Consider the following 23,085-nt stretch of genomic DNA (forward strand, 5'->3'; position numbering starts at 1 on the left):
TAAATGGGGCGAATTAATTGGCACCTTAGCCGGGGATGATACGATTTTACTCATTGCTCGTTCCGTAGAAGATGTACAACCAATTTTGAAACGCATTTCTGATTTAATGAAAGATTAAGGCTACTTAACTATGCTTACACATATGGGGATTCGCAATTTTGCATTAATAGAACAGATGAACTTACATTTTGCCGATGGCATTACCATCTTTACCGGTGAAACAGGCGCGGGGAAATCCATCCTCATGGATGCTTTCAGTATTCTCTTAGGCGAACGGGCTAGCAATGAATTTATTCGCCATGGTAAAGACGCTTTTGTCATTGAAGGGGTTTTTGATGTAACTGGTGATACAGCTTTACTTGCATTATTAGCTAGTAAAAATATTTTAGTAGAAGAGAATCAGCTTATTTTATCACGCTCTTTTAATCGCCAAGGCAAGTCTACCATTTTAGCAAATGACCAAGCCATACCGCTGAAGGCATTGCGTGAAATTGGTCTATTTTTAGCAGATATTCACGGCCAATATAGCAATCAATTACTGCTAGATCCAGATGTTCATCATCGTTATTTAGATGAATATACTAAAGATGGTCTATTAGCTTATGAAACCTATGTCAAAGCATATAAAGCATACAAAACTGCCAAACAACAGTTAGATGGCCTAGAAGCTATGGCTGCGGAGCGAGCCCGTGAATTAGATATGCTTCGATTTCAAATTGATGAAATTGAAGACGCTCAGTTAAAGGTGGGCGAGGATGAAGCTATAAGTGCGGAATTAAAACGTTTAGATAGTTTTGATCATTTAGATAAAGTGCTAAGCTCTTGTTATAATGCTTTTTATAGTGATCGTCATGCTATCTTAGAAGCAGTGAATAGTATTAAAGCCGAAGTTCAAGATTTAGTGCGCTATGATGAGGCCTTAAAAGATTTATCCGAATTGGTTAATTCTGCCTATTTTCAGCTAGAAGAAGCGGCTCAAGGCCTTGATCGCTATCGAGATACTATTTCTTACGATGAAGAGCGTTATGCGTATTGTCAGGAACGAGATTCACTCATTTATGGCTTAAAACGTAAGTACGGTGAAACTATTGAAGCCATCTTAGAATTTGAAAATAAAGCACAAACACGTTTAGAAGAATTAGAAGCGCAAAGTTTTGCTAAAGAAGATTTAGAAAAAGCCGTAGCGGAAGCGGAAACTAAGGCCAAAACAGCGCTAGCTCAATTAACCGCTATCCGGCAAGCTAATAGTGCTACTATTGCAGCTCATTTAAAAGAACAATTAACCGATTTAGGTATGGCCAAAGCAGAACTTCAATTTACCATAGATCTTAGTGATGAATTAACCCCTTTAGGGGCAAAGCGTATTGAATTGCTCTTTAGTGCCAACGCAGGGGAAGGGCTATTACCACTTCATAAAGTAGCCTCTGGTGGCGAAATATCCCGTATTGCTTTAGCTTTTAAATCAGTATTCAACACAAAAACCTTTAAGACTCTCGTATTTGATGAAATTGATGTAGGTATTAGTGGTGATATTGCTTTACAAGTGGCGGCTAAAATCCAGCAATTAAGCAATAGTACGCAAGTATTCTGTATTACACATTTACCACAGACAGCTAGTATTGCTAAGCATCACTATCATTTAGCTAAACAGGAAGTAGAAGGACGCACTGTATCCAGCCTTACGGAATTATCGGAAGAAGAACATGTAGCGCAAATTGCACGCATGATGAGTGGGCAAAATTTCTCACACACCGCCTTGGCTACCGCCAAAGAAATGATTGCTCATTTTAAAGAAAAACAAGCGTAACATAAGGAAGCTTACGCAATAACTTGATTATGTATACATAATATGATTTGACGATATGAAAAAATAAATGTATACTAATGGTAATCAGTTTTTAAATTGAATATATGGAGATAGAGGCGCGAAGGTTAAGAGTATTCATATCGAGTGGGGCACATGTTGACATATGAGGAAAGGAAGCTTCGCCGAAGCCTGTTTGTGCCAACAAACAGTGCTGGTTGTGCATCGAATAGGTGTATGACTGTCATCGTTAGATGGAGTGCTAGCTCATTGTTCCGACTATCTTAGTCTTGAAATAGTTCAAGAAAGGTGGTTCGTTCAGGTAATCATACCAAGATCAGTGGCAGCTATGCGCTGGTCTTTTTTTTAGGAGGAATGAACATGATTACAGTTATGGTTTGTGGCGCTACCGGTAAAATGGGGCGTGTAGTAGTAAAAGCTGTTCATAATGATCCAGAGCTTACCTTTATTGGTGGCATTGATCCAAAACAAGCTGGTGAAGACGCTGGTAAAGCAGCCGGTATTGAAGAATTGGGACTCCCTTTATACAAGGATCTTACCTCCGCCTTAGCTGATAAAAAGCCTGATGTAGTGGTGGATTTTACAAATCCTGCTATTATTTTTGAAAATGCGAAAACGGTCTTAGCCGCCGGTGTTCATATCGTCATTGGTACTACCGGCCTTATCGCTGAACAACGTGATGAGTTAGCTGCTATTGGTGCTGCTAATAACGCTCATTGTCTAGTAGCCCCTAATTTTTCTTTAGGCGCTGTTATGATGATGAAAACAGCAGCTGATTTAGCACCCTATTTTCCAAATGTGGAAATCATTGAGCTCCATCACAATCATAAATATGATGCGCCATCAGGGACAGCGGTATTAACTGCTAAATTAATTAATGAAGCCAAGCAAAGAGCTGGTGCCAAAGGGGCCGAGGATTTAACTAAAGAAAGTCTACCTGGTGCACGTGGCGCTAAAGTGGATGATGTAACTATTCATAGTGTCCGTTTACCTGGTTATGTGGCACATCAAGAGGTTTTATTTGGGGGCTATGATGAAACCTTAACCATCCGTCATGACTCACTTAGCCGTTTATCCTTTATGCCCGGCGTGGTCTTAGCTTGTAAGAAAATTGGTGATAAGCCTGGTCTTACCTATGGTTTAGAACATTATTTATAATTTTTAAATGGGAGAGATACACATGAGAAAACCAAATGTTGCAATTTTAGGTGCTACTGGCGCCGTAGGTCAAGAATTTATTACTTTATTTGAAGAACGCAATTTTCCATTTGCAGATTTAAAATTATTAGCCTCTGCTCGTTCAGCGGGCACTGAATTAACGGTGTGCGGTAAAACCTATGTAGTGGAAGAAGCAACACCTGAATCCTTCGAAGGCATTGATATTGCTTTATTTGCAGGCGGTTCTATTTCTAAAACCTTAGCGCCTGAAGCAGTTAAACAAGGAGCTATTGTTATTGATAACTCTAGTACCTTCCGTATGGATCCAGAAGTACCATTAGTTGTACCAGAAGTAAATCCTGAAGACATTGATACTCATAAAGGAATCATTGCTAATCCAAATTGTTCAACTATTATCATGGCTTTAGGCTTAAAACCATTACATGATTTATCGCCTATTAAACGCATCGTAGTAAGCACATACCAAGCTGTATCAGGGGCGGGTAAAGAAGGCATTGATGAATTAGATAATCAAGTAAAAGCACATATGGCCGGTGAAGACATGGTAGCTAATATTTTACCAAGTGCATCCTTACCAAAACATTATCCTATTGCTTTTAATGTAATTCCACAAATCGATGTCTTTATGGATAATGACTACACCAAAGAAGAAATGAAAATGGTTTTAGAAACACAGAAAATTCTACACGATGATACCATTCAAGTAGTACCGACTACCATTCGTATCCCAGTGTACCGTTCTCATTCTGAATCTGTATTAGTAGAAACAGAAGCACCTGTAAGTGTAGCCGATTTTAAAGCTGCTTGTAATGCATTCCCAGGGCTTATTGTGAAAGATAATCCAAAAGAACAAGAATATCCTATGCCACTATATACATCAGGCAAAGATGACTGTGAAATCGGTCGTATTCGCAAGGATTTATACAATGATAAAGGGATGAATTTCTGGATTGTAGGGGATCAAATCCGTAAGGGGGCTGCCCTTAATGCCTTACAAATTGCGGAATATCTTGTAGAAAAACAATCATTTTAATGAACTGTATTAGAGGAGGTTCTTATGAAAACCTTAGGTCGCGTTTTAACTGCTATGATTACACCATTCCAAGCAGATGGTTCAGTAGATTTTGAAGGCGCTGTCGTATTAGCTAAACATTTATTAGCTAATGGCTCCGATGGCCTTATTGTATGTGGTACCACAGGGGAAAGTCCAACCATTAGCAATGAGGACAAGTTGAAGCTATTTACAACCATTGTGAAAGAATGTGGTCATATGGGTTCAATCGTGGCTAATACAGGCTCCAATGATACGGGTAAAACGGTAGCTTTTACTAAAGAAGCAAGTAAAACTGGCGTTCATGCAGTGATGGGAGTTGTACCTTATTACAATAAACCAAACCAACAAGGGGTATTTTTACATTTTAAAGCTATGGCTGAAGCTACTGATTTGCCCGTAGTCGTTTATAATGTACCAGGTCGTACTGGTGGTAAAATCTTACCGGCTACTTTAGCTAAATTACGTGAAGCTTGCCATAATATTGCGGCCGTTAAAGAAGCCAGCGGTGATATTAATGTGGCCTCTGAAATCTATCATTTATTACCTGAAGACTTTATGATTTATAGTGGTGATGATGCCTTAACTTTGCCAATGTTAGCCGTTGGTGGTCGTGGTATTATTTCCGTAGCAGCTCATGTAGTAGGGCGAGAAATGAATGAAATGATTCAGGCCTATGAAGCAGGGGATGTGGCTAAAGCCAAAGCTATTCATAAAGAATTATATCCTGTATTCAAAGCTATGTTCGTTACGACTAATCCAATCCCAGTGAAATATGCAGTTCGTCAGTTAGGCTTACCAGCAGGTTCATTCCACTTACCAATGTGTGAACCTTCTGCTGAAGAAGCAGCCGTAGTAGATGCTGCTATTAAACCCTATGTAGAATAAACCATCGAAACAGTAATAAGCATTAAAAACAGTAATGAAAACAGTATAAAAGTAGCTTACAATACATACTAAATAAAAACGAACACCTGTTTAGCTAGCCAAAAGATAGGCAGCCAAACAGGTGTTCGTTTTTATGTTAAACCTCACTAAGTATTAAATTGAATTAAATATGATCGCGAATAAGTCCTATAACTTTGCCCTCAATGACACAATTATCAGTATAAATAGGATCAAATTCACTATTTTCAGGCTGTAAACGGATACGATTACTTTCACGATAGAAACGTTTTACTGTAGCTTCATCGTCAATACGAGCAACCACAATATCGCCGTTATTAGCAGTGGATTGATTACGAACAATCAATAAATCACCTTCATACATGCCAATATCCCGCATAGACTCACCACGAACTCGAAGTAAGAAGCATTCAGAATTGCCAATTAATGTCATAGGTAAGGGAATCTGAGCTTCCTGATTCTGATAAGCTGTCACAGGCAAACCAGCTTGTACTGTACCGATTAACGGTACATTGCGCAACTTAACCGACATAAAATCAAAAGGCTCAGAGGATGTAACTTGACCATCATCAGACGTATTAACTTCTGGCATAGTTCTTGGTTTCATACCAACTACAGTAATAGAGCGGTTTTTATTTACATCCCGTTTAATATAGCCAAAACGTTCTAATGTATTTAAATGGCTTTGCACAGTTGACGTAGAACTCAAACCCATATAGTTACAAATTTCACGGACACTAGGGCAGCGATATTCAGTTTGCAAAGACTCAGTAATAAAGTCTAAAATCATCTTTTGTTTAGAGTTAATATCGGTAGCTGGACGTCTCACTGTTAAAACCTCTCATTCTGTACAAACAAATATATGTAAAGTTAAATATAATATCTCAAAAATATAAACTATTTCATTGTTATTATAGAACGTAAGAGCAAGTATTGTCAAATAATTGTTCGATTTCCTATTGACCGAACATTTATTCGCGTGGTATACTAAACGTGTAAACAAACATACATACCGATGTAATGTTCGTAAATATTAGCCTGTATATAGATACTAATATATTTTGTTAGGGAGTTGTGATTAGTTTATTGATGAGGTGATAGTATGAAACGTGACTTTCTAATCGTTTTCAGCATGTTTTTAACACTTACTATTGGTTATTTTATAAATACACCTACCATTGAATTAGATACACAAAATGTGCGTACGGTAACAGTAAAAGCTGGCGACACTGTTTGGGGCATTGCTAGTGCGCATAGTAACAGTCATATTGATGTTCGTGAAATGGTACATGCTATGAAAGCTATTAATAAATTAGATGAAACAGCTAATTTAGAACCAGGTAGCCAAATTAAAGTACCAACTATTAAAACACCAAATAATAAAATGCCTGTGGATTACTTAGCGCAGAATGAATAAACTATAGGATAGATCCACTAAGAGTCTTTGCTCTAGGGTTTATATAGACAACTGAATACAATAAAACGGTGATACTTAGGCGGCTAGGTATCACCGTTTTTAACAAGATGAAAATAATGTAAAAGCTTATGAGTAAATCTTTAAATCTGTTATACTATTTTAAAAGGGTAAATTCATTAAGAGGGGATATTATGTTACAATCTATTATATTTAAAGATGGTGCTTTGGAAATTCCTGTACAAGTTTCGGAAGATAAAGAAAATATTTGGCTTCGCCCAGAAGATATGGCTTTACTATTTGATAGAGATCGTACTGTAATTACTAGACATATCCGTAATATTTACAAAGAAGATGAATTAGAAGAAAATTCAACTTGTGCAAATTTTGCACAAGTTCAAAAAGAAGGAGCCCGTTTAATCGAACGTAATTATAAATACTATAATTTAGATGTAATTATATCAGTGGGCTACCGAGTAAAATCTAAAAAAGGTATCGCATTTAGACATTGGGCGACCAAAATACTAAAAGAATATATAATTAAAGGATATGCAATTAATCAAAAAAGACTACAGGCTTTAAATAAAGTAGTAGAAATTCAAAGCAATATCTTAGCGAATACATTAGAAATTAATTCAGCAGATTTATTAAATGTAATTGAACAATACACAACCGCGCTAGAATTATTGGATGATTATGATCATAAAAAAATTGTAAAGCCTAATTTTAATTCTATAGAAAACTACCAAATAACCTATGCTGATGCCCAAAAATTAATAGATGAAATGAAATTAAAATTTCAATCAGATATTTTTGGTCAAGAAAAATCTAAAGGTATTTTAAATGGTATTATAAGAAATATATATCAGACGGCATTTGGTGAAGAAATTTATAAATCAACACAAGAAAAAGCTGCTAATCTTCTATACTTTATTATAAAAGATCATCCATTTACTGATGGTTGTAAGCGTATTGCAGCTAGTCTATTCTTATATTTCTTAAGTCAAAATAATTTGTTATTGGCAAATGGAACTAAAATAATTTCTGAAAGTACTTTAGTTGCTATTACCTTACTTATTGCAGAATCTAAAGCTGATGAAAAAGATATAATGATAAATATTATATTAAACTTCTTAAGCTGGAAATAAAAATATATATCAAATATTAAACACTATGTATTACTATATTAATATCTTTTTATCGTTTTCTGCCACCAAATATGGTACTAATCGGATTATCCACAAATTTATTGGCTTCATTAATATAACGACGTACCATATTAACGCTATGATGTCGTGTTTGACGCATAATATTACGTTCTTCAACGCCAAAAGAGGCCGCTGTGGTAGCAAAACCATGGCGTAAACTATGGGCTCCATACATAGCAGGATCTAAACCAATAAGAGAAATATATTTTTTTACAATCTCAGCAATACTTTTATCACTTAATGCATTCTTACGAATATCCATTTTCTTCGTAAAACCTCTGAAAATTGGACCACTTTGAATACCAGTATACCGGAGCCATGCCTTAACGGCCCTTACAGCGCAAAATTCGGCGTTTTCTATATAAGGGATAGCTACAACGGCGCCTTGACCTTCTTGGTCAGCTTTTGACGACCGCACGAAGATTTCTAACCCCTGTGGTGAGAACGTAAGGTCTTCCACCGTTAAAGCACTAATTTCGCTGCGTCTAAAAGCGCCCATAAAGCCAATAAGTAAAATAGCTTTATCCCTAAGTAACTGAATCTCCGGTAAACCTAAGGCATCCATCTCTTTGAAGATATCTTCTAGATCTTCAAGTAGGATAGGGGTTTTACCTTGTTGATAGGTTCCTTTTTTACGACGTATACCACGTAAAGCCTGGCTAACTAAAGATGACTTACAAGGATTATCTGTCAGACCTGAAGCATTGAAATTTTCAGAAATAGCGCTAATACGGCGAGAAATTGTATTAGCTTTCGCATGATCCGCTAAATCATTAATATAGTTAACAATGGTTTCAGGAGTGGCTGGAAAAAAAGAAACGTGACGAGATTCACACCAATATACAAAATCCTCCCAGTCAGATTCATAAGCATCAACAGTATTTTCAGATTTAGATAATAAAATGCTTTCTTTAGCTTTTTCCGTGAGTCCGCTACTAGCCATAAGAGCTTTGTTGTCACGTAAGTAAAAATGCTTGTTAGCACTCATAATAGAAAACTCCTTATAAATATATATGTAAAAATTAAACGTATAAGTAAAACAAGCTAAAATAAGCTAAAATAAGGGAAACCTAAGATAATACCTAGATTCCTGTAAAAATAACCTAAAAATTACTTCCGATAATATATCGTTATCGGAAGTAATTATATCATAAAGGGTAAAACAGTTCAATACTTACAAAAAACCTCCGATGCATGTCGGAGGTTTTTTAGACTATTTTTAGTTAATAGTACTTACACTTTTTATTTTCTTGTAGAACAACGATCTAACAAGTATGCAATACTTACAAATGGAATGCCACCGTTTTCGCCAAGACCAATTTCACAAGTGGAACTGGAACTTACACCTAAGGTGCAACCATAACTCTTAATTTCAGCTGCTAAATCCTTAGTAGCACATTTGTTAAGTTCTGGTGTAAAGAAACCTTTTTGACCAGCAAAGCCATCACAAGCAAAGGATTTAATATTGAATACTTTATCCATACATGCACGAGCTAAGTTTTCAATATAGTCACCTTTATGTAAGGTTTTTACTTTACACTGTTTATGAACGATAACCGATTCGTTACATTTAGTTACATTCAAATCAGGTAAAATTGTATACAAGAATTCAGAAATATCAAGGATTTTTAAACCTTTAATATGTTTGAACGCATGATTGAAACAAGCGGAATGGTCGATAACTACTGGATAAATACCGCCTTCACTAGCTTTCATTAAAGCATCTGTTAAATCAGCTAAGGCTTGTTTATCAATTTCTTCATAGTTTTCAAAACTTAAACCACAGCATAGGTTTTCAATATGTGGCGGGTAAATTACATTGTACCCTGCTTTATCGCATAAACTTTCAAATACTTGCTGTAAGCTACGCGTATCATCATATCCTTGGTTCTGACGGAAAGCACGGTTAGCGCAGGTACTGAAATATACTACATTCTTTTGGAATAATGGATTCCGTTTATTGCTCAATTTATATGTATTAGCTTTAGGCATTGTTTTTGGTAAATATGGTGTTAAGCCTGTTAACTGATGAGCATCTTCAGAAATCTTAGCCAATAATGTCTTAGTAGCTACTTTACCAGCTACGCCACCTAAGATTACCCCTACCTTAGCCGCCTTCAAAGTAGTGCTAAAGTTATTATAGATAGCCTGTGCTAAGCCACGACCTTTTGGATCAATTTTACGCATGGAAATAGCAATTTGAGCGGTATCAATGCCCAATGGACAAAGTTGCGAACACATGGAGCAAGCAGCACAAGTATCAACACCATAATATTCGTAACCTTTTTTAAGTTCTGCCGCCATCGCTGTGTTACCTTCTTTAAGCAAGCGTTGTTCTTCACGAAGTAAGGAAATACGTTGACGTGGTGTTAATGTTAAATTACGGCTTGGACAATTCTTTTCACAGAAACCACATTCCATACACATATTGTACAATGGATCAATGTCGTTCATAGCTTTAAGATTTTTCTTGTAAACGTCTGGATCATCTGTAATCATAACATCTGGGTTAAGTAGACGTTGTGGGTCAAAGATTTCTTTAATTCGACGATTTACGGCATATGCCTTTTTGCCCCATTCTAATTCAACAAATGGCGCTACCATACGACCTGTACCATGTTCTGCTTTAATGGACCCTTCTACCCCAGCTACGCGTTCTGCCATTTCTTTAACAAGCGCTGCAAAGTTATCCATTTCTTTTTGTTCATTAAAGTTAGGTGTAATGATAAAGTGAACATTACCGCTCAATGCATGACCAAAGATAATACCGCTATCCACAAAATCATATTTATGGAATAATTCGGTAATCATTTCAATACCATCGGTGAAGTCTTCAATTTTAAAGCATACGTCTTCAGTAATAACTGTAGTGCCAGGACGGCGAAGACCAGCGGCAATTGGCAATAAACCTTTACGAATCATCCACCAGGAGTTATATTCAGACGCTTCTTTAGAATATAAGCTTGGAATTACAGTAGGAATGTCTTTTAAATGTTCTTTAATATATTCTAGATTTTGATCTAAAGTAGCTTCATCATTGCTTTCAGATTGGAATAAGATACAGCTAGTTCCTTCTGGCACCCCACGTACAAAAGATGGTACTTCTGGCAATTGCTGCACACTCTTAAGACTTAAATAGTCCATCATTTCAGCAGCTACTACTTTTTCACGGGACATATTAGCTAACGCTACTACAGCACGAGAAGCATCATTTAATTTTTCAAAGAATAAAAGACCGCACCCTTTATATTTGGCATCGTCAACGCAGTTATAAGTAACTTCACTAACAAAGCCTAATGTCCCTTCACTACCAATGAATAAGTGATTTAAAATATCTACTATATTTTCAAAGTCAACTAACGAGTTAATCCCATAACCAGTTGTATTTTTGATTTTATATTTACGGTTGATTAAATCTACTAATTCTTGGTCCGCCATAATATCGCTACGCAAGTTAAGAATGTCTTCAACCATCTTCCCATGAGTGCGCATGAAATCATTAACGCTTTGTGCATCAGCTGTATCAAGAATAGTACCATCAGCTAACACTACACGCATAGAACGAACTGTTTTATAAGAGTTTTGCGCCGTACCACAGCACATACCACTGGAGTTATTATTAAAAATCCCCCCTACTAAAGCAGTTGTAATAGTAGCTGGGTCTGGACCAATTTTTTTACCATAAGGAAGTAACGCTTCATTGGCATCAGCCCCAATAACGCCACAAGCCAAACGAATAGCATTGCCGTTTTCTAGTACATGGGCATATTTGAAACCATCGTTAGCTACAATTAGTACATCTTCTGAAGAACATTGACCAGATAAAGAACTACCAGCTGCGCGGAATGTAACTGGTGTACCACAACGATTAGCTAATAATACTAATTGTACTACTTCGGCTTCCGTATTTGGTTTTACTACTACTTTTGGTAAATAACTATAGCAAGAAGCATCTACCCCATAGGCATACCGTAATAAATAATCTGTAAATACTCGATTCGGTGAAATCTTTTTGGCTTCTGATACGAAAGTATCAAAATCACGTTTTAATTGTAAGCTCATTCGTTAGGACCTCCTACATATTGTTGTGCCACCAAGCACGACAGTACGATTTAATATAAACTTAGAATAGCATACTGAAGTAATCATGTAAATCAAGGGTAAACCTATAACCAATAGTCATATTACATATAATTTCTATAAACCCTTAACAAAATAATAAATCGAAAAATATGTTCTTTAAAATTATTACACGAATTGAATAATTTTTGTATTTTATGCTTCATCAATTCGCTAAACTCATTATTTATCTAATTAATAAATATTCTCATTAATAGCCAAAAAGCCTTGAAAATACTGAATATTCATCAATTATATTTCAAATAGTTATTAAGTAAAATAAATACTATATATCTAATATTTTCGTTACATTAAACAAAAAGTATATTTGATATTTTACATTTTCAACGCTTCAAGGTATAATAAAATGATATAAAAATACTTAAAACTCATAATTTGTATGTTTTACATAAATCACAGCCTAGCCCTTCCCTAATCTAGGTCTGTGCAGCCTATATAATTTATTCTGTCATAAGGAAGGTGTCATTGTGTCAAATTCTGTAGGAACTCATTTACTCATTGATTTATATACTTGTTTAGAGGATGTTATCAATTCACCACTTATTATCCAAGAAAGCGTTACTAATGCGTTAGAAGCAGCGCAACAGCCTATCGACGAAATCAACTGCCAAGTCTTAGAAGATGAAATTGTCTTATTTGCGGTATCGCCCCATTGTCATATTGCTGTTCATGCGTATCCTAAAATGGGTTATGTGGCCGTTGATATTTATACTTTTAATATTCCCCTACAAGCTACTCTAATCATGCGTGTCTTAAAACAATCTTTTGGCGCTGAACGAGTTAAAGCAACCAGCATTAATCGCGGGGATTTCGGCTCTGTGCGCGATATGAAACCACGCAAAAAAACATCCCTTTCAGCCCTAGCCCGTGTTACTAGAACACGTATGCGCTTGCAACAAACCGGCACAAAGTTAAAATCTACCGGTGCCAAGGTATTTAAAGTTATTTCTAAGAAAAATCGTCATGAACAACCTTTAGATTAATACTAAGCCTTACTACCAAAACAATAAAATACTAAAATAATCTAATACATAAAAAAGACTATTCAAGTAAAGCCTATGATTCCTCCCGAATGTTACCCTATACAGCTAACATTCGGGGGTTTTTAAAGGGATTTATTGAATAGTCTTTTAGTTTTTTGATTTTTGTTTTTAGTTTTTTATTTTTTTAGTTTTGATTTTAATAATTCACTTTTTAAATGATAGTTTAATTTAATGTATTTTATAATAGCGTATCAACGGCAATATTTAAAATAACATCCGAAGGTGTATGACAAATATAATCAGCGCCCGCTGCTTCTAATTCTGCCTGAGTACCATAGCCATATGTCACGGCTACAGCACGACAACCAAGTTTCTTTGCTGCTTCTACGTCATATTTGCGATCACCCACCATATACCAGCCAGTAATTTCTTTTTTAGTACGATTCGAGGAAATTTCTTTCATATCAGCTAATGCTTCTTTTAAAATATCCTCTTTATGCACCATCCCACGGGCTGCATCGGCCCCTTTAATAATTTCAAAATACTTAGTTAAGCCAAAATGTTCTAATACTTCTTTAGCTAATGGTTCTGGTTTTGCAGTGGCTACCGCTACATAGGTATTAGTTTGACGTAAAGTAACTAGCATACGCTCCACATCTTCATATACTTTATTTTCAAACTTCCCTATTGTATGATATCGTTCTTTAAAGTAACCATACGTTTCGTCTGCTTCGGCCTCTGTCATGCCACAATGTTCACGTAAGGAGTCTACAATAGGTGGCCCAATAAATAAAGTTAAAATCTCATCAGACGGTACAGGAACGCCCTTTTTTTCTAAGGCATAAACAACTGATTTTTTAATACCTTCGGCGGAATCAGTTAATGTGCCATCTAAGTCAAATAAAACACAAATCATAAGTTTATCCTTTCTTCCTTATACATAGAATGACAAATCTATGGTACAATAACGGTATATAGTATGATTAATTACAGCATAGTGAAAATCCCCTAGGCCCTATAAAAAGTCTAGTTAGTCAAACAATAATAGCTTAATTAAGCATACTAATACAATAATGGCTATACTAAGTAGTATAGGGAGGTAATACATATGGATTTTGAAGAACAAAAAGTACCGGATAGTATTTTAGACAAATATACTAAAGTCTGCACTTGTCGCAGTATTTCACGCAAAACTATCAAAGAAGCTATCAATGATGGTTGTGATACCATTCCTAAAATTAGAGAACGTACTGGCGCAGGTACCGGCTCTTGTGGCGGTAAAAACTGTGGCGTACGCATCGTTAAATTATTGCAGGACATGGGCAAATTGCCTAAACCAAGTGCGAAAAAAGAAGAATAAGCAATACTAAAAAGAAAAAGCAAGCTTATTCTTGTAAAAAAGGAGTTAACTCATAGCAACCTTCGTTGTTATTGGTTAACTCCTTTTATTATACATGATTCGGTAGCTAGTCTCTAGCCTATTTAGTTTCTTCTTTTTTTAAAGCTTCTTTTAAGGTATGCCAAGCCAATACAGCACATTTTACACGAGCTGGCATATTAGAAATATTTTGTAGTGCAATAGCATCTTCTAATTCTTCTAATTCAGCTTCATCGGTAACTTCTTTTTTAATCATACCTAAGAAAATATCAACTAAACGAAACGCTTCAGCTACAGTTTTACCTTTAATAATATCAATCATCATAGACGCTGACGCTTGACTAATGGCACAACCAGAGCCTGTATAAGCAGCATCTTTAACTACCCCATCAGCTACATCTAATTGCAAGGTTAAATCATCGCCACAACTTGGATTGTGACCATGCTCAGATACGGTAAAAACGTCTAATAAACGTTTATTTCGTTTATCTTGATTATGTTCTAAAATTAACTCAGTATATAACTGATCCATTTCCATAAGTAGGAACTCCTTTATACTTGCTTATTTCCCCCTAGTTAATACTTAGGGATATGGTGTATTTAATCTTTAAAACCCATCGTAGGGCGTACTTGTTTCACTGCTTCAAGGAAAATATCTAAATCTTCTTTACGCGTGTAAATATACATACTCAAACGATTAGAAGCAGGTACCTTATAATAAGCACCTAATGGCTGCGCACAGTGATGACCTGAGCGAACGCAAACGCCATAGCTATCTAAAATAGTAGCTACATCATGAGGATGTACATCATCAATAGTAAAGGCAATAACCCCGTGTTTTTCACTAGGATCTTCCGAGCCCAGTACATGAACATGAGGAATAGCTAATAATTTAGGCAATACATAAGCTACTAATTCTTTTTCATAAGCATTAATATTGTCCATACCATATTGCTCTAAGTATTCAATGGCTGCTTTTAAAGTAACCGCACCATGAGCATTCGGTGTACCAGCCTCAAACTTATAAGGAACTTCATTATAAGTAGTACTTTGTTCTTGTACATATTCAATCATATCGCCACCCAATAAGAATGGAGGCATATCTTCGAGTAAATGACGTTTCCCATACATGACCCCAATCCCTTGAGAAGCGCACATTTTATGGCCAGAGAACACGAAGAAATCACAATCTAAAGCTTGTACATCGATCTTTTTATGAGGTGCTGATTGCGCCCCATCAAGAATAGCAATGGCTCCCACTGCATGAGCTCGTTTAATCAGTTCTTCTACAGGGAATTCCATGCCTAATACATTACTTACATGAGCAAAGGACACTATCTTAGTATGACTATCGATTTTATCCATTTCCCCATCTTTTAGATGACCGGACTCATCTAAATACATGTATTCCAAAGTAGCACCGGTAGTTTGTGCTACACGTTGCCAAGTTACTAAGTTAGCATGATGTTCAGCAATGGTAATAACAATTTTATCACCCTTTTTAAGGTTATGTAAGCCATAGCTAAAGGCAATAAGATTTAAGCTTTCCGTTGTATTACGGGTCAACACGATTTCTTCTCGTGCTTTAGCATTAATAAAGCGTTGTACTGTATCACGCGCTGTTTCATAGGCTTCAGACGCTTCTACCGCCAACACATGAGCCCCTCGATGAGGATTACCATTATGATGCTTTAAATGTGTTTCAAGGGCATTAATAACAGCTTCTGGCACCTGAGTAGTGGCCCCACTATCTAAGTATACTAAGCGGTGACCTTTATGTTCTCTTTGTAATATAGGAAAATCTTTATATGCTTCTGCAACCGACTTCATAATACACCTTCTCTATTCTATCTCTTTACTGCAGACGAATTAAATTTTAGCTCGTACTGCAGCTAATACAACTTCTTCTAACTCAGCATCTTCGAGTCGATCAATCACTGGGCGTAACATGGATTCTACAATAATATGTTTAGCTTCTTCTTCACTAAAACCACGACTCATTAAGTAGAATAATTTGGTTTTATCCAATTGCCCTGCGCTAGCAGCATGATTACCAACTACATTATCTTCTTTACAAAGAAGTAATGGTAAGGACACAGATTTAACAGTTGGATCAAGTAATACGCAAGTATCTTCTTCCGCCCCTTCAGCAGCTACGCTACCGCGAATGAAATCTAAAGTACCACGGAAGGATTTTTTAGAATTATCAGCTAACGCACCGAGTACTTGAATATCACTGACAGATTTAGGCGCCACATGGGACATGAGCATCGAAATATCAAAACGTTGTTCATTGTCACCTAAGTAAGCCAAATCATGTTCAATATGCGCTTCTTGACCTACTAAATCTTGCGTATAGTGTAAGAAGTTTTCGCCGCCACCAAGTTCTACATTAAGGAACTCTACATGACTATTAGCCCCTAATTTAGTGTAGCGATGCTCAATTTGTTGCACCCCTTCACCTAATAGCTGAACTTTTTTGAACACTACCTTTGAATTAGCATCGGCATTCACTTCGGTTAATAAATTTAAGCCGCCAGCCGTTGCATTGCCTTTAACAACATATAAAACTTCTAAAGAAGCACCTGTTGCTACATCAATGGCTAAACGAGTTTTATCGCCTACACTAGCACCTTCTGCATCAATAGTAATCACTACTTTTTCAGCAGCACCAGTGGGTACGGCAATAGCTAACCCTTTAGTAAATTCATTAGTAACTAAAGCTAAGGATGTAGCTTCAGCTCCTTCAAAATCAGCTTTTAATAAAGCTTTACTAGTTAATTCTGTTACGACCCCTGGATTAGCTGCTACGGTTACGGTTGCGGGATTGCTACCTGTAGCCACTACACCTTCCGTATGATTTACCTTTAACCACCGGAAAGTAGGTCTAGGGAGTTCATTAAATAATACGTTACTCATCAGTACCTCCTAACCGATAGAGCCTTCAAGCTCTAAGGAAATCAAATTATTCATTTCAACAGCGTATTCTAGTGGCAATTCTTTAGAAATTGGTTCTACGAAGCCACGAACTAACATAGCACGAGCTTCTTCTTCGCTAATGCCACGTGTCATTAAGTAGAAAATGGCTTCATCTGAAATACGACCGATTTTAGCTTCATGACCTAAATCCACATTATCATTTTCAATGGAAATGGAAGGGATGGTATCAGATTGAGAAATTTCATCTAACATCAAGGATTCACAAGATACGGTTGCTTTTGCATGTTCCGCTTTTTTACCAATATTTAAAACGCCACGATAAATAGCAGCGCCACCACTCTTAGAGATGGATTTAGAGTTAATATTGGAGGTTGTATGTGGTGCTACATGCACTACTTTAGCCCCTGTATCTAAGAACTGGCCTTCCCCTGCAAAAGTTACACCTGTAAATTCACAATGTGCGCCTTCACCAGCCAAAATACTCATTGGATATAAGCAAGATACTTTTGAACCAAAAGAACCACTTACCCATTCAATTGTACCATTTTTACCAACTGTACAACGTTTTGTGTTCAAGTTGTACATATTTTTAGACCAATTTTCAATGGTAGAATAGCGAAGGGTTGCATTATCTTTAACGAATAATTCTACACAACCAGCATGAAGGTTAGCCACATTATATTTAGGAGCAGAACAACCTTCGATAAAGTGAGCTTTAGCCCCTTCTTCAATAATAATTAAGGTATGTTCAAACTGCCCAGCCCCTGGTGCATTTAAGCGGAAATAAGACTGTAAAGGAATATCTACTTGAACTCCCTTTGGAACATACACAAAGGAGCCACCAGACCATACAGCACCATGTAAAGCGGCAAATTTATGATCGGTAGGTGGTACTAATGTCATAAAATATTGACGAACAATGTCTTCATATTCATGAAGGGCCGTTTCAATATCAGTATAAACAACCCCTTGTTTTACAAGGTCTTCTTGAATACTATGATAAACCACTTCAGAGTCATACTGAGCCCCTACACCGGCTAAGGAGGTTTTCTCAGCCTCAGGAATCCCTAAACGATCAAAGGTGCTCTTAATATCTTCTGGCACTTCGTTCCAGTCACCCTTCATGTCAACTTTTGGTTTAACATAGGTTACGATATTCGCCATATCAAGGCCACTAATATCAGGAATCCAATTAGGAATATCTAATTCATTATAAATTTTTAAGGATTTTAAACGGAAGTCAAGCATCCATTCTGGTTCGTTTTTATTAGACCAAATTTCGCGGATAATATCTTCCGTAAGGCCTGCGTCGGATTTAAAAGAATATTCAAATTCATTCTTTATATCGTAGACGCCACGGTCCATATCCTCCACATAAGTTTTCTTTCTAGTTTCCATGAGTGCCTCCTAAACTAACGCTTTGTAAGCATCATAGCCTTTGCTTTCAATATCTGCTACTAAGGATGCATCCCCAGTTTTTACAATTTTACCATTGATTAAAACATGAACAAAATCTGGTTTTAATTTTTGTAAAATGGAGTTGTGATGCGTAATGATAAGTACGGCATTATCTTTAGTATGGAAACGATGTACCCCATCAGATACAATACGCACAGCATCTACGTCAAGGCCAGAGTCTGTTTCATCAAGCATGGCTAATTTAGGGTTTAAAATGGACATTTGAAGAATTTCGTTTTTCTTGCGTTCACCGCCACTAAAGCCTTCATTTACATAACGTTGTGCATAAGAAGCATCAAAGGATAATTCATCCATTTTTGCTTTTAATTCTTTTTTAAATGCCAAAGCACGAACATTTTCACCCGTTACAGTAGCTTTAGATGTTCTAATAAAGTTTTCTACCGTAATACCAGGAATGGAAATTGGGTTTTGGAAGGACATAAAAATACCAGCCTTAGCACGATCATTTACGGCTTCGTCTGTAATATCTTCACCATCAAATGTAATGGAACCTTCTGTTACTTCATATACTGGGTTCCCCATAATAGCATTTGCTAACGTAGATTTGCCAGCACCATTGGTCCCCATAACAACATGGATTTCACCTTTATTAATAGTTAAGTCGATACCTTTTAGGATTTCTTTGCCCTCAACAGACACGTGTAGATTTTCTACGCGAAGTAATTCTGACACAGTACAGTCACTCCTTTTATAATTAATTATGTCTTTAAGTCATATATAGCTTAATTGTTAGAGTTTATAAGAAAAGCGGTATCCCACCAAAGTGAAACACCGCTCATAACAGCAAAAATATTCTACCACTTCGGTAAACAGCAAATCTTACAACATCTATTCCTAATAAACATTATACAATCTAACTGTATCCAGTGCAAGTTAATTTCTACTATTTTACTATGAATTTGTTTATATTATCGATTTTTTTGAATTTTATCAAAAAATGTGACCCCATAAGGGTTTGTAATACTAGCGATTTTTAAGCAAATTAACAACTTACTTTTTAAGTATATCACATTATCGTCGAAAATGATAGATTTTTCCTTATAAATCACTGAAATCTAAGGTTGCAAATAAATCATCCAAGGTTTCAGCACGACGGATTTGAGTGACAGAACCGTCTTCATTTAAAAGTAATTCTGCGGAACGAAGTTTCCCATTATAATTGAAACCCATAGAATGCCCATGCGCCCCCGCATCGTGGATGATAATACGATCACCTATATCAATTTTTGGTAATTTACGATCAATAGCAAATTTGTCATTATTTTCACATAACGAGCCTGTTACATCATACACATGATCAAGAGGTGCTGTTTCCTTACCTACTACAGTAATATGATGATACGAACCATAAAGGGCTGGCCGCATTAAATTCGCCATGCAAGCATCTAAACCGATATAATTTTTATAAATATTCTTACGATGAATAGCCGTAGCTACTAAATAACCATAAGGACCTGTCACCATGCGGCCACATTCAAAAGCTAAGGCAATAGGACTATGACCATTGCCTTCAATCATCCGTTCATAAGCAGCTTTAATGCCTGCACTTAACATTTCATAATCAACTGGTGTTTCTTCTGGGCGATAAGCTACGCCAATACCACCACCAAAATCAATAAAGTCAACTTCAATACCAGTTTCCTCTTTTACGCGCAAAGCCAAACCAAACATCAATTCAGCAGTACCAATTAAGCCTTGAATGTCTAATTCATTGGACACCACCATAGTATGTAAGCCAAAGCGTGTTACGCCGCGAGTTTTACAATAATTAATGGCTTCAATAATTTGATCACCTGTCATGCCATATTTAGCTTCTTCAGGCAAGCCAATAATAGTATTACCACCATGTTTTAAAGAACCTGGATTGTAGCGGAAAGCTAACCGATTAGGCAAACTACCATGGGCTTCCAAATAGGCTACATGGGTAATGTCATCAAGATTAATAATGGCGCCTAATTCCATAGCTTTTGCATATTCTTCATAAGGTGTGTCATTGGATGAAAAAATAATATTATCCCCCGTAATACCTACTTTTTCACACAATACTAATTCAGCTAAAGAGGAACAATCAGCGCCTACCCCTTCCTGCTGTAATAATCGCATGATATAAGGATTTGGCGTAGCTTTAACAGCAAAATATTCTTTAAAATCCTTAGCCCAACTGAACGCTTTAATAAAGCGACGAATATTGCTTACAATCCCTTTCGCATCATATAAATGAAACGGCGTTGGATACTCCGCAATAATTTCTTCTAAACGGGCCGCCGTAATAGGTAATTTTTTTTCGTTCATCAATCTTTCTCCTCACTCAATGACTATGCAATTTATAAAATTGTCAGCCCTTGTATAAAACAATGCACTCAATCTTAAGTATATGTTAGATTATACTTAATTTTACAGGCTCTCGTCAATTCTATAGAAAAATAAAAATGCCCACACCAAATTGATGTGAGCATTTTAGTTTTATATACATGTAGCTACGCTTCAGCTATTATTTAGCTGATTAGTTATAACCTACCTACGTTCCGGTTAGATTACATCATACCGCCCATGCCACCCATTGGAGGCATAGCAGGTGCTGCTGGTGCATTTTCTTCTACTTTATCAGCAACAATACTTTCTGTAGTCAATACTAAGGAAGCAATGGAAGCTGCATTTTGAAGAGCAGAACGAGTTACTTTAGCAGGGTCAACGATACCAGCTTTAACCATATCTACATATTCTTCAGTTAATGCGTTGAAACCTACACCAGAGTCAGTATTTTTAACACGTTCAACAACTACAGAGCCTTCTAAACCAGCATTGTAAGCGATTTGACGAAGTGGTTCTTCAACAGCACGTTTTACAAGGTTAATACCAGTCTGTACATCCCCTTCTTCTTTCAAAGTTTCAAGAGCAGGTAAGATGTCGATTAACGTAGTACCACCACCAGCTACGATACCTTCTTCAACAGCAGCGCGTGTAGCATTCAATGCGTCTTCAATGCGAAGTTTTTTATCTTTCAATTCCACTTCAGTAGCGGCCCCTACTTCAATAACAGCTACGCCACCAGACAATTTAGCCAAACGTTCTTGTAATTTTTCTTTATCAAATTCAGAGGTTGTTTCATCGATTTGACCTTTAATTTGGCCAACACGTTGTTTAATAGCGTCGTTGTCACCAGCGCCATCAATGATAACAGTTTCATCTTTAGTTACACGAACTTGACGAGCTGTACCAAGGTCTTCTAATTCAACGCTGTCTAATTTACGACCCATATCTTCCGTAATAACAGTACCACCTGTTAAGATAGCAATATCTTCAAGCATTGCTTTACGGCGGTCACCAAAGCCAGGAGCTTTAACAGCTACCGCTTTGAAAGTACCACGCAATTTGTTAACTACTAAGGTAGCCAATGCTTCACCATCAAGATCTTCCGCAATGATCAACAATTCTTTGCCTTGTTTTACCACTTTTTCAAGAGTTGGTAACATATCAGCAATAGCACTGATTTTGCGGTCAGTAATCAAAATGTATGGTTCGTTCATAACAGCTTCCATTTTATCTGGGTCTGTTACCATGTAAGGGGAAATATAACCACGGTCAAACTGCATACCTTCTACAACAGAAAGATCAGTTTGTAAACCTTTGGATTCTTCTACAGTAATAACGCCATCATTGCCTACTTTTTCCATAGCTTCAGCAATAAGGCCACCAATTTCAGTGTCCCCTGCAGATACAGAAGCTACTTGAGCAATGTCAGCTTTACCATTTACTTTAATAGATTTTTTCTTAATTTCTTCTACCAAAGTTTTAACAGCTAATTCAATACCTTTTTTTAAAATCATTGGATTAGCACCGGCTGCTACGTTGCGCATACCTTCTTGAATCATAGCTTGTGCTAATACAGTAGCTGTAGTAGTACCATCACCAGCTACATCATTTGTCTTAGTTGCTACTTCTTTTACAAGTTGTGCGCCCATATTTTCAAATGGATCAGCAAGTTCAATGTCACGTGCAATGGTAACACCATCGTTAGTAATGGTAGGAGCACCAAATTTTTTATCTAATACTACATTACGACCTTTTGGTCCTAAGGTTACTTTTACTGCATTTGCTAATGCATCTACGCCACGGCCTAAGGCACGGCGAGCGTCTTCATTGAAAAGAATTTCTTTTGCCATAATCTATTACCTCCTAAGGTTAATTACATAACCTCAATATATAAATTAGTGAATATATAGTAGCTACTTGCTAGATTATAAAATAGCTAAAATATCACGTTCGCTAATTACTAGATGATCTACACCATCAATTTTAACTTCTGTACCGGCATATTTGGAGAACATTACTTTGTCACCAACAGCTACTTCAGGAGCAACACGTTGACCATTGTCATATACTTTACCAGCACCTACTGCTACTACTTCACCTTCTGATGGTTTTTCTTTAGCTGTATCTGGTAAAAAGATGCCACTTTTTGTTTTTTCTTCTTTTTCAAGGACACGAATTATAACACGGTCGCCTAAAGGTTTCATCATTGTCAATCTCTCCTTTGATTTTACGGATTGTAATTTTTACTTTGTTAGCACTCACTAACCTC

Annotated in this window: 20 protein-coding genes, 1 pseudogene and 1 riboswitch; of the genes and pseudogenes, 9 read left to right on the forward strand and 12 right to left on the reverse strand. The window is 36.6% G+C overall.

Features of this window, described 5'->3' with window-relative positions; translation table 11 throughout:
- From VER_RS10465 to dapA, 5 genes and pseudogenes are all read left to right on the forward strand, one after another.
- Positions 1-118, forward strand: a pseudogene (locus VER_RS10465) (arginine repressor); the annotation flags it as partial.
- A 12-nt stretch (positions 119-130) separates the two neighbouring features.
- Positions 131-1,807, forward strand: coding sequence for a DNA repair protein RecN (gene recN, locus VER_RS08890; protein WP_162100476.1), 1,677 nt, complete (start codon positions 131-133; stop codon positions 1,805-1,807).
- Positions 1,808-1,910: 103 nt separating this feature from the next.
- A riboswitch (Lysine riboswitch) is annotated at positions 1,911-2,077 on the forward strand.
- A 108-nt stretch (positions 2,078-2,185) separates the two neighbouring features.
- A complete protein-coding gene (gene dapB, locus VER_RS08895; RefSeq protein WP_162100477.1) occupies positions 2,186-2,983 on the forward strand; it encodes a 4-hydroxy-tetrahydrodipicolinate reductase in 798 nt (265 codons plus the stop codon).
- A gap of 22 nt (positions 2,984-3,005) precedes the next feature.
- Positions 3,006-4,037: an aspartate-semialdehyde dehydrogenase gene (locus VER_RS08900; protein ID WP_162100478.1), complete on the forward strand. Its 1,032-nt coding sequence runs from the start codon at positions 3,006-3,008 to the stop codon at positions 4,035-4,037.
- 24 nt (positions 4,038-4,061) lie between these two features.
- Positions 4,062-4,943: a 4-hydroxy-tetrahydrodipicolinate synthase gene (gene dapA, locus VER_RS08905; RefSeq protein ID WP_162100479.1), complete on the forward strand. Its 882-nt coding sequence runs from the start codon at positions 4,062-4,064 to the stop codon at positions 4,941-4,943.
- Between the two features lie 163 nt (positions 4,944-5,106).
- Here dapA and lexA read toward each other — a convergent pair whose 3' ends face one another.
- Positions 5,107-5,790: a transcriptional repressor LexA gene (lexA, locus tag VER_RS08910; RefSeq protein ID WP_162100480.1), complete on the reverse strand. Its 684-nt coding sequence runs from the start codon at positions 5,788-5,790 to the stop codon at positions 5,107-5,109.
- 273 nt (positions 5,791-6,063) lie between these two features.
- Between lexA and VER_RS08915 the strand changes: the two genes are divergently transcribed.
- Together VER_RS08915 and rhuM are read left to right on the forward strand one after the other, a co-directional pair.
- Complete coding sequence (locus VER_RS08915) at positions 6,064-6,378, forward strand: LysM peptidoglycan-binding domain-containing protein (protein ID WP_162100481.1); 315 nt, start codon at positions 6,064-6,066, stop codon at positions 6,376-6,378.
- A gap of 191 nt (positions 6,379-6,569) precedes the next feature.
- Complete coding sequence (rhuM, locus tag VER_RS08920; RefSeq protein WP_202922155.1) at positions 6,570-7,523, forward strand: RhuM family protein; 954 nt, start codon at positions 6,570-6,572, stop codon at positions 7,521-7,523.
- Positions 7,524-7,572: 49 nt separating this feature from the next.
- On the opposite strand, the gene VER_RS08925 is transcribed toward rhuM, so the two are convergent.
- Together VER_RS08925 and VER_RS08930 are read right to left on the reverse strand one after the other, a co-directional pair.
- Positions 7,573-8,571, reverse strand: coding sequence for a site-specific integrase (locus VER_RS08925; RefSeq protein ID WP_162100482.1), 999 nt, complete (start codon positions 8,569-8,571; stop codon positions 7,573-7,575).
- A 254-nt stretch (positions 8,572-8,825) separates the two neighbouring features.
- The gene (locus tag VER_RS08930) at positions 8,826-11,645 is read right to left on the reverse strand and encodes an FAD-binding and (Fe-S)-binding domain-containing protein (protein ID WP_162100483.1); all 2,820 of its coding nucleotides are present in this window, start codon (positions 11,643-11,645) and stop codon (positions 8,826-8,828) included.
- A 545-nt stretch (positions 11,646-12,190) separates the two neighbouring features.
- On the opposite strand from VER_RS08930, the gene VER_RS08935 reads away from it, so the two are divergent.
- On the forward strand, positions 12,191-12,706 hold the full coding sequence (locus VER_RS08935; protein WP_162100484.1) for an S-adenosylmethionine decarboxylase family protein: 516 nt from the start codon (positions 12,191-12,193) through the stop codon (positions 12,704-12,706).
- Between the two features lie 238 nt (positions 12,707-12,944).
- Here the strand turns inward: VER_RS08935 and VER_RS08940 are convergent, their stop codons facing one another.
- Positions 12,945-13,622, reverse strand: coding sequence for an HAD hydrolase-like protein (locus VER_RS08940; RefSeq protein ID WP_162100485.1), 678 nt, complete (start codon positions 13,620-13,622; stop codon positions 12,945-12,947).
- A 192-nt stretch (positions 13,623-13,814) separates the two neighbouring features.
- On the opposite strand from VER_RS08940, the gene VER_RS08945 reads away from it, so the two are divergent.
- Positions 13,815-14,066, forward strand: a complete 252-nt coding sequence (locus VER_RS08945) for a (2Fe-2S)-binding protein (protein ID WP_162100486.1) — start codon at positions 13,815-13,817, stop codon at positions 14,064-14,066.
- 118 nt (positions 14,067-14,184) lie between these two features.
- Here VER_RS08945 and sufU read toward each other — a convergent pair whose 3' ends face one another.
- The 8 genes from sufU to groES form a co-directional block, all read right to left on the reverse strand.
- Positions 14,185-14,622: a Fe-S cluster assembly sulfur transfer protein SufU gene (gene sufU, locus VER_RS08950; RefSeq protein ID WP_162100487.1), complete on the reverse strand. Its 438-nt coding sequence runs from the start codon at positions 14,620-14,622 to the stop codon at positions 14,185-14,187.
- A 62-nt stretch (positions 14,623-14,684) separates the two neighbouring features.
- Positions 14,685-15,914, reverse strand: coding sequence for a SufS family cysteine desulfurase (locus tag VER_RS08955; RefSeq protein WP_162100488.1), 1,230 nt, complete (start codon positions 15,912-15,914; stop codon positions 14,685-14,687).
- Between the two features lie 39 nt (positions 15,915-15,953).
- Positions 15,954-17,003, reverse strand: a complete 1,050-nt coding sequence (locus VER_RS08960; RefSeq protein WP_162100489.1) for a SufD family Fe-S cluster assembly protein — start codon at positions 17,001-17,003, stop codon at positions 15,954-15,956.
- A 9-nt stretch (positions 17,004-17,012) separates the two neighbouring features.
- Positions 17,013-18,422 (reverse strand): Fe-S cluster assembly protein SufB, encoded by a 1,410-nt coding sequence (sufB, locus tag VER_RS08965; protein ID WP_162100490.1) that lies wholly within the window; start codon positions 18,420-18,422, stop codon positions 17,013-17,015.
- A 9-nt stretch (positions 18,423-18,431) separates the two neighbouring features.
- Positions 18,432-19,175, reverse strand: a complete 744-nt coding sequence (sufC, locus tag VER_RS08970) for a Fe-S cluster assembly ATPase SufC (RefSeq protein ID WP_162100491.1) — start codon at positions 19,173-19,175, stop codon at positions 18,432-18,434.
- A gap of 366 nt (positions 19,176-19,541) precedes the next feature.
- Positions 19,542-20,795, reverse strand: a complete 1,254-nt coding sequence (locus VER_RS08975; RefSeq protein WP_162100492.1) for a diaminopimelate decarboxylase — start codon at positions 20,793-20,795, stop codon at positions 19,542-19,544.
- 242 nt (positions 20,796-21,037) lie between these two features.
- Positions 21,038-22,666, reverse strand: a complete 1,629-nt coding sequence (gene groL / locus VER_RS08980) for a chaperonin GroEL (RefSeq protein WP_162100493.1) — start codon at positions 22,664-22,666, stop codon at positions 21,038-21,040.
- Positions 22,667-22,741: 75 nt separating this feature from the next.
- Positions 22,742-23,023, reverse strand: coding sequence for a co-chaperone GroES (groES, locus tag VER_RS08985; protein ID WP_115309637.1), 282 nt, complete (start codon positions 23,021-23,023; stop codon positions 22,742-22,744).
- Positions 23,024-23,085: the final 62 nt, after the last annotated feature.

It is taken from the genome of Veillonella sp. R32, assembly GCF_010093125.1.
Taxonomy (GTDB): Bacteria; Bacillota; Negativicutes; order Veillonellales; family Veillonellaceae; genus Veillonella_A.

What these genes read in the sequence shown, in the direction of transcription:
- recN (WP_162100476.1), top strand. Translation starts at nt 131, where the DNA reads ATGCTTACACATATGGGGATTCGCAATTTTGCATTAATAGAACAGATG.
- dapB (WP_162100477.1), top strand. Translation starts at nt 2,186, where the DNA reads ATGATTACAGTTATGGTTTGTGGCGCTACCGGTAAAATGGGGCGTGTA.
- VER_RS08900 (WP_162100478.1), top strand. Translation starts at nt 3,006, where the DNA reads ATGAGAAAACCAAATGTTGCAATTTTAGGTGCTACTGGCGCCGTAGGT.
- dapA (WP_162100479.1), top strand. Translation starts at nt 4,062, where the DNA reads ATGAAAACCTTAGGTCGCGTTTTAACTGCTATGATTACACCATTCCAA.
- VER_RS08915 (WP_162100481.1), top strand. Translation starts at nt 6,064, where the DNA reads ATGAAACGTGACTTTCTAATCGTTTTCAGCATGTTTTTAACACTTACT.
- rhuM (WP_202922155.1), top strand. Translation starts at nt 6,570, where the DNA reads ATGTTACAATCTATTATATTTAAAGATGGTGCTTTGGAAATTCCTGTA.
- VER_RS08925 (WP_162100482.1), bottom strand. Translation starts at nt 8,571, where the DNA reads ATGAGTGCTAACAAGCATTTTTACTTACGTGACAACAAAGCTCTTATG.
- VER_RS08930 (WP_162100483.1), bottom strand. Translation starts at nt 11,645, where the DNA reads ATGAGCTTACAATTAAAACGTGATTTTGATACTTTCGTATCAGAAGCC.
- VER_RS08940 (WP_162100485.1), bottom strand. Translation starts at nt 13,622, where the DNA reads ATGATTTGTGTTTTATTTGACTTAGATGGCACATTAACTGATTCCGCC.
- VER_RS08945 (WP_162100486.1), top strand. Translation starts at nt 13,815, where the DNA reads ATGGATTTTGAAGAACAAAAAGTACCGGATAGTATTTTAGACAAATAT.
- sufU (WP_162100487.1), bottom strand. Translation starts at nt 14,622, where the DNA reads ATGGAAATGGATCAGTTATATACTGAGTTAATTTTAGAACATAATCAA.
- VER_RS08955 (WP_162100488.1), bottom strand. Translation starts at nt 15,914, where the DNA reads ATGAAGTCGGTTGCAGAAGCATATAAAGATTTTCCTATATTACAAAGA.
- VER_RS08960 (WP_162100489.1), bottom strand. Translation starts at nt 17,003, where the DNA reads ATGAGTAACGTATTATTTAATGAACTCCCTAGACCTACTTTCCGGTGG.
- sufB (WP_162100490.1), bottom strand. Translation starts at nt 18,422, where the DNA reads ATGGAAACTAGAAAGAAAACTTATGTGGAGGATATGGACCGTGGCGTC.
- VER_RS08975 (WP_162100492.1), bottom strand. Translation starts at nt 20,795, where the DNA reads ATGAACGAAAAAAAATTACCTATTACGGCGGCCCGTTTAGAAGAAATT.
- groL (WP_162100493.1), bottom strand. Translation starts at nt 22,666, where the DNA reads ATGGCAAAAGAAATTCTTTTCAATGAAGACGCTCGCCGTGCCTTAGGC.
- groES (WP_115309637.1), bottom strand. Translation starts at nt 23,023, where the DNA reads ATGATGAAACCTTTAGGCGACCGTGTTATAATTCGTGTCCTTGAAAAA.